Source organism: Streptomyces hirsutus (genome assembly GCF_001418415.1).
In the GTDB taxonomy this organism is placed as follows: Bacteria; Actinomycetota; Actinomycetes; order Streptomycetales; family Streptomycetaceae; genus Streptomyces; species Streptomyces hirsutus.
This window is the reverse complement of sequence record NZ_LIQT01000598.1, coordinates 1-4,924: the sequence shown is the minus strand read 5'-3', so window position 1 is coordinate 4,924 and position 4,924 is coordinate 1. Positions and strand designations below refer to the sequence as shown.

Annotated in this window: 2 protein-coding genes and 1 pseudogene; all 3 read right to left on the bottom strand. The window is 71.7% G+C overall.

Going from position 1 to position 4,924, the window contains the following annotated elements; translation table 11 throughout:
• Positions 1–669: 669 nt before the first annotated feature.
• Positions 670–2,004 (bottom strand): acyltransferase family protein, encoded by a 1,335-nt coding sequence (locus tag AOK11_RS35365; protein ID WP_055597740.1) that lies wholly within the window; start codon positions 2,002–2,004, stop codon positions 670–672.
• Positions 2,001–4,199 (bottom strand): bifunctional polysaccharide deacetylase/glycosyltransferase family 2 protein, encoded by a 2,199-nt coding sequence (locus tag AOK11_RS35360; protein WP_055597739.1) that lies wholly within the window; start codon positions 4,197–4,199, stop codon positions 2,001–2,003. Before AOK11_RS35360 ends, AOK11_RS35365 begins: the two co-directional genes overlap by 4 nt.
• Positions 4,199–4,924: pseudogene (locus AOK11_RS45775) on the bottom strand (hypothetical protein); the annotation flags it as partial. The gene AOK11_RS35360 and the pseudogene AOK11_RS45775, both read right to left, overlap by 1 nt.

Below are 4,924 nucleotides of genomic sequence, written 5' to 3'. Positions count from 1 at the left end.
CCGTGCCGGCTGTGCGCTGCGAGAGCATGCGTAACTGCACGGTCTCTTCCGCCTTGAACGAGCCCAGCGCTTTCAACTGCATGGTGGCGTCAGGCTCCTCCCCCCGCCCCTCCGGCGACACCATGTCCCCCCTCGCATTCGGCTCCAGTCACGCAAGCAAGACGTACGAGCGTACGACGTGGTTGCGGTCGACACGACCGCGGACCGACTGCCGACCTCACATTTCAAGACACTGGAAAACACTAGCGCTCTACACAACACCTCCACACATGAAAAACGCGCATAATAAGGCACGGCTGGTGATGAAGAGCACTCCGGAGCAAGGGTGATGACACTCACTCAGGAGGAGTCGGCGGCAGGCCGTCCGATGCGTCGAATCGCTTCACCGGCGCGCGCGATATCCTCCCGCCGCCTTGCGGGCTTCCCTCGCGTTTCCGCGTCGAAGCACTTCGACGCNNACGGTCGTCACGGCCGTCACGGCCGTCACGGCCGTCACCGCGATCGGGCTGCGCCGCCCCTCTTCGAAGCGGTCCGCCCCTCCGCGTGCAGCTCGGAGACGAGCGCGCCGGCCTCACCCTCGACGGGGGGGCGTGGAGGCACGGCACCGACCGGGAAGCGGGCGGCACCACGGCCACCGGACGACCGGGACCGCGCGGACCGCCCCCGACCTCAGCCCCGGCGGGCGGCGCGGCTCCCGGACTGCCGGCCGGCGGAGCGCTTCGTGCCGTTCGGCCACAGGCGGGGCCTCCGCTTCGCCGCGAGGTCCTCGACCCAGCCGACGGCGAGCACCGCAAGGCCGATGAGAGGCCAGATCAGGGCGAACATCCAGAGCGTGTACGTGCTGCTGATCGCCTCCACCCCGCGCTCGCTCTGCATGAACGGGAGCCGGTACAGCAGGTCGACGATCGGGACCGTCGCCATGATCAGCATGTTGTGCCACAGGTAGATGGTGACCGCCCGGTTGTTGGAGAGCGTCACCAGCTTGTCCCACTGCGCCAGACGTCCCGGGAGTTCCCGCCAGGAGGGGGAGTACTGGAGCAGGATCACGACGAAGCCGAACGACCAGGCGGCCTGGGCCAGCGGAATGTCGTTGAGGTCCCAGCCGTCGGGGCCCAGATGGTTCGACGCCCACCACAGGCCGAAGGCCATCACCAGCGACGCGCAGGAGACCGAGACGTACCGCGGGATCCGCTTCAGCATGCCGTCGTTGTGGGCGAAGCCCAGCACCCAGCAACCGCCGTAGACCGCGAAGTCGGTGATCGCGCGGCCCGTTTCGCCGGGGATGGTCACCAGGCCCGTGCCGACGATCGCCGTCAGGCCCAGGGGGGCGAGCAGGGTCGGCCAGGGGGCCCGGCGGAACGCCCACAGCAGCAGCGGCGACGCGATCACGAACCACAGGTAGGCGCGCAGGTACCACAGCGGGCCCGCGGCCTGCACCGCCCAGGTCTCGTCCAGCAGGCCCGACGGGGAGCCGAGCTCCCAGGGGTAGGGCGGAGCGCCGATCGGAACGATGTAGTTGAACAGTCCGATCAGACCCCAGGAACCGTCCTCCTTCGCCGGGTTCCAGCCGTTGGCGAACATCATCGCCAGCGCGACCGCGCCGAACGCCCACATGGGGGGCAGGAGGCGGCGGATCCGGCTGCGGATCACGCTCCCCGCCGGACGCTTCAGCGAACGCGCCATCAGCGAACCGGCCAGCGCGAACATCACGCCCATCGACGGGAACAGCACCGTCATCCAGGCCCAGCCGAACAGGTGGTAGACCACGACGCGGACCAGGGCGATGGAGCGCAGCAGGTCGAGGTACCGGTCACGGCCCGGTGTGCCGGAGGCGGCCGTGGCCGGGGCGGCGGGGTCCGTCGCGGGTGCGGGCTCGGCCGTGCGCTGGCGCGGGAGGGCGGGCGGCACCTCCGGGGTCCCGTCCGTCTCCCCCGCGGGCGCGGTTCCGTACGGGCCGGCCGGCTCCGGGCCGGGGCCCGTACCGGTCGTGTATCCGTGGGTCATGCCACGGGCCTCCGATCGTCGTCGGTCCGCGCGTTCTGGCGCGGCACCGAGCCGCCGGGCGCCTCGACGACGCCGGTGCGCCGCAGCTTCTGCCAGCGCAGGCGGCCGCCGGTGAGCGCGGTGATCCAGGACTGGAGCAGCACGACGTACATGAGCTGGCGGTAGAGGATCTGCTGCAGCGGCAGCGAGATGAGATGGGTCATGCGTTCGCGGTCGAGGCGGAAGGCGAAGGCCGCGCAGACCGCCTGGATGGCCAGGACACCCAGCCACGCCATGATCGTCTTCTGGGTCGGGCCGAAGACGATGCCGTAGAGCAGGAAGACGTCGATCAGGGGGGCCAGCAGCGGGGCCACGATCATGAACAGGGAGACGAAGGGCAGGCCCACGCGGCCGAAGCGGCCCGAGGGCCCCTTGTCGATCACGGCGCGGCGGTGCTTCCAGATGGCCTGCATGGTGCCGTAGGACCAGCGGTAGCGCTGGGACCACAGCTGCTGGACGGTCTCCGGGGCCTCGGTCCAGGCGCGGGCGTTCTCGGCGTAGACCACGCGCCAGCCGGCGCGGTGCAGCGCCATGGTGACGTCGGTGTCCTCGGCGAGCGTGTCGTCGCTCATGCCGCCGATCGGGACCAGGGCCGAGCGGCGGAAGGCGCCGACGGCTCCCGGGATGGTCGGCATGCAGCCGAGGATGTCGTACATGCGGCGGTCCAGGTTGAAGCCCATCACGTACTCGATGTGCTGCCAGGCGCCGATGAGGCTGTCCTTGTTGCCGACCTTCGCGTTGCCCGCCACGGCTCCCACCTTCGGGTCGCCGAAGGGCTGGACGAGTTCGCGGACGGTGGACGGCTCGAAGACCGTGTCGCCGTCCATCATCACGACGATGTCGTACCGGGCGTTGGCCAGGCCCCGGTTGAGCGCGGCCGGTTTGCCCGCGTTGAGCTGGCGGATCACCCGGACGTTGGGCAGGCCCATGGCCTCGACGATGCGGGCCGTGCCGTCACTGGAACCGTCGTCGATGACCAGGACCTCGATGGGGTGGTCGCTGTCCATCAGGGAACGGACGGTGTTCTCGATGCACTTGGCCTCGTTGTAGGCCGGGACCAGTACGGTCACCGGCTCGGTGACCGGCGGGCCCCAGCCGAAGCCCCGGCGGCGCACCCGGCGGGCGTGGACGCCGGAGAGGACGAGCATCAGCACGAAGCGGCCGATGACCAGGGTGCCGACGATCGCCAGGCCCGCCGCCAGGCCGCTGGTGACCTTTTCCGAGGCCTGGACCAGGAAGATCCACGCCTTGCCCTTCCACAGCTCGGAGCCGGTCACCGGGCTCATCGCGCTGGGCGCGTCCAGGGCCTCGGTGAGGTTGTCGAACGCGTAGCCGTCCTTCTTCAGGTCGGGCAGCATCCTGTCCAGCGCCTCGACGGTCTGGCTGCGGTCGCCGCCGGAGTCGTGCATCAGGACGATGGCGCCCTCGCCGTTCTTCGGCGTGGCACGGCGGATGATCTCGTCGACGCCGGGCCGCTGCCAGTCCTCGCTGTCGGTGTTGTTGACGACGGTGATGTAACCGAGGCTGCCGATGTACTCGGTGACCGGCCAGGACTTGTTGTCCATGGCGGCGGAGAAGGAGGAGTACGGCGGGCGGAAGATCGAGGTGCGCACCCCCGCCGCGCCGGTGAGCGCCAGCTGGTTCTGCGACAGCTCCCAGTCGATGCGCTTCTTGGACTGGAGGGAGAGGTCGGGGTGGTTGAAGGTGTGCAGGCCCAGTTCGTGGCCCTCGTCGACCATGCGCTGGACGAGGTCCGGGTGGCGGGAGGCCATGGTGCCGGTGACGAAGAACACCGCGTGCGCGTCGTGCTTCTTCAGCACGTCCAGCACGCGCGGGGTCCAGACCGGGTCCGGGCCGTCGTCGAAGGTGAGGACCAGACGCTTGTCGGGCACGCTCAGGCTCTCGGTGCGGCCGCCCCGGGCGTCGATGACCGGACCGCCCTCGAGGATCTTCTCCGGCACCTTGTCGGTGGGAGCGGGTGCCTGGACGCGGTGATCGGCGAGGATCTCGCTGTGCGTGTAGCCGCGCAGCATGAGCATCGCCGCCAGGGCGACGAGGACGAGCAGCGGAAGCAGCAGGCGCAGGGGCACACGGCGACGCCGGGAGCCGCCTCGGGCTCTGGTCGCGGGCCCGGGGCGGTGGGAGTGGGATGCCATCAGAGAACGTGCTCCGGGGACGGTGCGGTGGACGGGTTCGGCGGTGCGGCGGGGGGCTCCGCGGCCACGGCCGGCGCTTCGGCGGGTGCGTGGGCGAGGTCGTCGGCGCCGGCGGGTTCCTCGTCGCCGGGTTCTTCCCCGGCGGGCGGGGTGGTCGGATCGGTGCCGGTGCCGGTGCCGCCGGACGGGGTCGTCGGGACGGCGGGCGCCGAGGCGGCCGGGGGCTCGGCCGGAGCGGTGGTCGTGGAACCGCCGGCGCCGGTGCCCGGCCCGGGGGCGGTCCGGTCCGGCGTCGACGCCGGACCGGTGGCCTCGCCGGCCCCTCCCTCGGCGACGGGCGCGCCGCCCGCGGGGAGGTCGGCGCCGGGCGAGGGGAGGGTGTCGGCGTCGCCGGCGGTCGGCTCGGCGCCCGGGGGCAGGTCGGTGCCGGAGCCGGGCGACGCGTCCGGCTCGGCGGGCTGCGGCGAGGTCTCGACCTTCCCGGCGGGCTGCTCCTGCTCCTGGTCGGGTACGGGGATCCAGGGGGCGTTGGAGTTGCCGGACAGCAGCGTGGCGACGATCACGACGGCGTAGGCGGCGCAGGCCAGGCCGACGGCCAGGCCGATCCGGCGGTAGAGGCGGCTGCGGCGGCCGGACTCGTCGACGAACACGGGTCCGTCGGCGGCATCGGGGCCCGCACCGGCGCGGTGCTTGCCCGGCGTCGCCCGCAGCACGCCGTCGCCGAA

Bases quoted from the DNA above. Each gene is read 5' to 3' on its own strand.
- AOK11_RS35360 (WP_055597739.1), bottom strand. From the start codon at position 4,199: ATGGCATCCCACTCCCACCGCCCCGGGCCCGCGACCAGAGCCCGAGGC.
- AOK11_RS35365 (WP_055597740.1), bottom strand. From the start codon at position 2,004: ATGACCCACGGATACACGACCGGTACGGGCCCCGGCCCGGAGCCGGCC.